Source organism: Corallococcus praedator, assembly GCF_003612125.1.
GTDB classification, from domain to species: Bacteria; Myxococcota; Myxococcia; order Myxococcales; family Myxococcaceae; genus Corallococcus; species Corallococcus praedator.
Genome location: NZ_RAWI01000530.1, coordinates 1 through 5369 on the forward strand (window position 1 = coordinate 1; position 5369 = coordinate 5369).

A 5369-nucleotide genomic window follows, 5' to 3' on the forward strand; every position below is an offset into this window, starting at 1 on the left:
GGGGGGATGGGGGCAGGCGCGGAGGCGCAGCCCACCGCGAGCAGCAGGCCCGCCAGTCGCAGCCAACTCCAGGGGCCCTTCCTCATCCCAAGCGCTCCTTGTCCATCCTCGCTGCTGGCTCCAGGCGCATCCCCCGCGCCCGGAACGACGCATAGAGCCTCTCGAGGAGATCGAAGAGGACGAACTCGTGCGCACGCGGAGCGTCCCTCAGCATCCGGTTGACGTGCAGGTGCAGGTAGCTTGCGGCCAACGCATCAAGCCCCTGCGACAGGCCTCCGCTCCGCTCGAGCTCCCGCAGCCGCGAGACAACAGGCACCAGGCGCTCCGACCGACGGAGCAAGGCGGCGAAACCCGGGGACGACGCGCCTCCGGGGGGGCCTTGGCCCGTCAGGAGTGGCTCCAGGATGGGGCGACGCTGACGGGCGAGGCGACTGAGCTGGGCCTCGAGTCTCTTGCCCGCCCCGTGCTCCTGGGCGTAGGCGGTGCGCAGCCGGCTGGCGATGCGGTGCCTTCCATCCAGGTCGAACCCGAAGTCGGAGAGCAGCAGGTCCATCCCCGCGAGGGCGCACTGCCACCGCGCATCACCATCCCGCCCCTCCAACGCCTCCAGCGTCGCGAGGACCGCCTCGCTGTCCACGTGGAAGAACTCCTCGGCCAGGAGCACTCCCTCGCTGCCTCCGTATCGCTCCACCTCACGGACATACGTGTCCAGTTGGAACCGCTTGAGACGGCCTTCTTGGAGGAGGGGGTCCAGGGCGTCGTGCAGGCGCGGCAGGGCCTCCCGTAGCAGTGCGTCCGGTGGGCCGCGCAGCCTCAGTCGGAGGTGGTGCTCGGGGTCCGAGTAGCGCAGGAAGTGCCATTGGTCGGCGCTGCCCGACGACATGAGCGCTCTCACAACGGGGGCGACGTTCTCGAGCAGGAGCCGATCGGTGAGGCCGGAGCCGACGTGGAGCCGGGCATACAGCCACTCGGAGCCCGGCGGGAAGCTCCGTCTCCCAGCGGGGAGGGAAGAGGGAGGGCGAGGGGGAGCTTCCTTCCGCTCGGATTCCCGGCCCACGAAGGGGATGATCAGCTCGTGGAGGTACGAGCCTTCGGGGCCCCTGGCGCACAGCTCCCCTGGCGCCGGCCACATCTCCGTGAGGCTCACCACCCGCCGCCGTGCCGCGAGAGCCAGGAAGGACTCCACGCAGAGCGCATTCTCCAGGTCCACTGGCAGCTCGTTGTCGCCATCCGTGAGCAGGACGAACCTGGGCAGGCCCAGGCGCTCTCGGAGCTCCAGCATCCGGCGGACCTGCTCGTGGGCGGGGCCTTGCGCCAGCTCCTCCAGCACATTCGCGCGGAGCAGCCAGCGCGCCCTGGCGAGGACGACACGCCCGGCGACGACCCTTGGCAGGAAGGGCGCGCCATCCAACGCGCCCCATCTCCAGGTCAGGCTGCATGCGTGCCCTTCGGTCTGGAGCGCTCCGAGGAACCGGTAGATCGCCAGGTTATGGGGGTACCTGTGCGCGTGGGCCGTCGTCATGCGGGGGATGATCTCGCGGCCCAGCTTTCGGGAACGCAGGACGAGCCGCCCCTCGCGAACGGAGATCAGGAGATCTCCCAACGGAATCTGGGCTTCAGGCGGCACCGCGGAGCGCCCAAGGTAGGGAATCTCGTAGGCCCGGAGGGCGGGACGCGTGAGGACGTTGCTCACCCGGCCCGCGGGGACGTGGACGACCTCGGCGAAGAGGGCGTCGGGCCGCAGCGCCTCCTCGAGGCGCAGGTGGTGGCGTACGGCGGAGCCGAGCGCCTCATCCCCATGACAGAAGCGCCCGAGGAGCCTCACTCCCGAAGGCCCGTCCACCAGCCGCACCAGCAGCGAGAAGTCTCCTTGCCGGAGGCCCTCCTCCGAAGCGGCCCCCAGCGTCGCCACCACGACGAAGGCATCCGGCAGCGGCAGCCTCTCTGGGACTGAGAGCGCCTCGATGTCCTTGTCCGTCAGCTCGAGCACCCGGCCGCCGGCCCGGACCACCTGCTGGACCCGCTCCAGGAGCAGATCCCCGGCGCGTGACCACTCCACCGTGTCCACGGGAGCGCCAGGGAAGGCCAGGCCCTTGAGCAGGGGAGAGCAACTGGCCGCCGGCCCGCTCGCGGCCTCGAAGCCAATGCCTACGTCCTCGTCGAGCGCCTCGGCCAGCGGCACCTCCTGCTGCTCGTAGCGTCGCAGGAAGTCCTCCTTGAACTTCTGGAGGGGATTGCGCCGCATGGGGCTGATGCGATGGAGGAGCGCCACGGCCGAGCGCAGCTCGTCCATCACCTCCCGCCCGAGCGTTGCTTCAACCACGGGCTTGAAAAGGTCGACCTGGACCAGCTTGGAAAGCTCCGGCGGTGGCAGCAGCTCTTCCACACACGCGGCGACGGCTCGGTAGCGCGCCTCCGGCTGTCCAAGCCCCGCGGCGTCGAGCTCGGCAAGCAGTCCATGAACCCGCTCCAACTGCCCGGCCTGCCAGGCCGTGGACGGGCTCCTCCCGAGCTGCGCGATGACTTCCCGGAGAGGATCCGGCAGCGTCACGGCCGGGACGAGCTCCGAGACCAGCACCTGGAGGGTGACGAGCTCGTCTACGTACTCGCCCGCCTCCGTGACGCTGACATCCCCCTCTCTCTCGGCCAGGGCCTGGGCCAGCTCCTCGCGACGGGCTCCTTGCCGGGCACGCTCCAGGACGAACTCCAGATACGGGGTCGCCTCCACCGCGGCGAGCTCGTAGGCCCGCTCAGTGCCTTGCTGTGAGGACTCGACGTACCGAAACCGTCCCGCCGTGCGGTAGAGGCTGGAATTGGGGAAATAGCGGGGGTGGTGCCTGACCGCGCCTTGCCGTTGCAAGGCGTCGAGGAGGGAGGCCAGGTAGTCCATGTCCAGGCGCGTCTGTCTTTGGTAGGCCTCCCGGCCTTGGAGTGACAGCTGGGTCTCCCGGCCCAACTGGCCGACGGAGCACCCGGCGAAGAGCCCGAAGGGGGTTGCGCGCCCCGTCATTCGCGCAAGGTAGCGGACGAGGGCGCGCTCCACCTTGCTCCCGCTGGGTCCGTCTGGGGTCCGCACCCAGCTCTCCAGACTGGAAACAAGGTTGGGCGAGGAGACGAGCAGCGCCTCGTGGACCTCGGGCAGCTTGAGCAGCTCACGAAGCCGGGAGCGCAGGCCTCTCCTGGCGGCCTCGATGCGCTCTGCCCATGGCAACGAGGCGTCCAACTGGCTCAGCTCGACTCCAGAAGCCCACTCAGAGAACAGGTGGAGGGGGAGCAGCGGAGTTCGGAGCACGAAGAAGTCCGTGCTCGCACGATGCGGAGGCTCACGCCCGAAGTTGGCCGTCATCTGCAACGAGCCTGGCGCACGATGTGCGGTACGCGCGTCATGCGCCAGCCCCCAGTCAAGAGCTTTCGAGTGGGATTAGAGGAGACAGGTGTCCGACGGCTCAAAGCAGCAATGTCCGCTGGTCGTATTCGAGGTATCGGTCTCCGGCGGCATCATGTTCGCCTCCGTCGAAAGCTGCTTCTGCGCGAGCATGCGGATGGACTCCTTGCTCACGATCAGCTTCTTCTGGCTCGGCTGGGATCGCGACTCCATATGACTACGCTCCTAGGTGAGGGATGCCCTGGGTTGCTCGGCCTGCCCGCACTGACGCCAGGGACACCATGACAGACGTCTGGACAGACGTCTGGACAGCAGCGCTGTCCTAGCAGTGCCCTGCAATCCATGGCAAGGGAAAGCTAGAATTCGGACATTGGAGCCCCGCGGGGTTCTGCTAGTCTTCCACTGCAATGCATCAAGAAGAATGGCAGCCCATCCTGGGCGGTGAGCAGGCCGCGCGCGCGTGGCAGGTGATCGAGTTCATCGCGCGGGACCTTCGGGCGCGGTCAGGCACATATGAGCGTGACTTCTCCCTGTCCCAGGGGATGTCTGGCATCGCCGTGCTGTTTGCCTATCTCTCCCGGGCGGGAGCGGGGGGAGACGCTGGGGAGTTCTCGCTTCAAAGTCTCGAGCGCGCCATGGATGGCGCGGCCAGTACGCCAATGCCCCTGGGCCTCTATTCAGGCCTCACCGGGGTGGCCTGGGCAGCAGAGCACGTGCATCGGTGCCTCTTCGGGCAGGCGCCGGAGGATCTCACGGCGCAGGTGATGGAGCTCGTGTGCGCCCAGCTCGCTGCCCCTGAATGGGAGGGGGGCCATGATCTCGTCAGTGGGCTGGTGGGCCTGGGCGTCTACGGGCTGGAATACCCGGAGCGCTCTTCCGCGAAAGAGTGCCTGGGGCACGTCGTGCGGCTGCTGGAGAAGCTGAGCGAGCGCGACGGCCTGGGCGCGCGGTGGTGGACGGTGCCCGGAAAGCAGGCTCCCCACCTGCGCACGCGCTACAACGTGCCCCACCTCAACCTGGGAGTGGCTCACGGGGCACCCGGGGTGATCGCCCTGCTGGCACGGGCTTGCAGTGCCTGGGAACCGCCGCCTGCGCGGGAGCTCGTCCGGGACGCGGTCCGGGACCTGCTGCGCGAGAGGCTGCCCGAGGGGGGCTCCTCACGATTTCCCGCGTGGGTTGCCCGGAGCATTCCCCCGAAGGAGGCACGGGCCGCATGGTGTTATGGCGATCCGGGCGTCGCCGCCGCGTTGCTGTTGGCCGCGCGCGAGCTGGGGGTGCCTGAATGGGAGCAGGAGGCCCTGCTCACGGCCCGTCTGGCCGCGCATCGCCCCGTGGAGGAGTGCCGGGTCAAGGACGCCATGGTGTGTCACGGCATGGCGGGGCTCGGGCACGTGTTCAACCGCCTCTACCAGGCGACGGGCGAGCCGCGGCTCCTCGAGGCCGCCCGAGGCTGGTTCTCCCGCACCCTGGAGGTGTTCCAGCCGGGGTGCGGCATTGGGGGCTACCAGAGCCTGGAGCTCGAAGGTGCGGCGAGCGAGGCCTGGCAGGATGCTCCGGGAGTGCTGGCGGGCAGTGCGGGGGTGGCGCTCACGCTCCTCGCGGCGACCACTCACATTGAGCCCCATTGGGATCGTATGTTCCTGCTGGACCTGCCTCCCGGGCCTCCCGCTGTTCGAGCGCCCTCCCGCGAGCCCTGAGAGAAACGCCGCATGTCTTCTTTTCCAAACGAACAACGCGGAGCAGGGGAGCGCCCACGAAGGTCCGCGCCCTGGCGGCTCGTCCTGGGCGTGTGTCTGCCCTTCGCCGTCCTGTCGGTGGCCGGCTATCTGCTGACCGGGTCATCCGGATCTTCGCAGGCAACCGAGGTCGAGCCCTCCACGTCCGCCGGGGAGGTGAAGGTGGCTGCGGCCTCCCTCCCGTCGAGTGCCCGCGAGCCGCAGGCGGCTCCCTCTCTTGAGAGGCCGCCGCCGCCGCCCCCCTCCTC

At 69.0% G+C, this 5369-nt stretch carries 3 protein-coding genes; 1 reads left to right on the top strand and 2 read right to left on the bottom strand.

Translation table 11 applies throughout. From position 1 onward, the window contains the following. Window positions 1–82 precede the first annotated feature (82 nt). Window positions 83–3346, bottom strand: a complete 3264-nt coding sequence (locus D7Y13_RS38000) for a lantibiotic dehydratase (protein ID WP_147444533.1) — start codon at window positions 3344–3346, stop codon at window positions 83–85. Window positions 3347–3421: 75 nt separating this feature from the next. After that, complete coding sequence (locus D7Y13_RS46075; RefSeq protein ID WP_158620496.1) at window positions 3422–3598, bottom strand: hypothetical protein; 177 nt, start codon at window positions 3596–3598, stop codon at window positions 3422–3424. A gap of 194 nt (window positions 3599–3792) precedes the next feature. On the opposite strand from D7Y13_RS46075, the gene D7Y13_RS38005 reads away from it, so the two are divergent. After that, the gene (locus D7Y13_RS38005; protein WP_120585822.1) at window positions 3793–5082 is read left to right on the top strand and encodes a lanthionine synthetase C family protein; all 1290 of its coding nucleotides are present in this window, start codon (window positions 3793–3795) and stop codon (window positions 5080–5082) included. The last annotated feature ends 287 nt before the right edge of the window (window positions 5083–5369 follow it).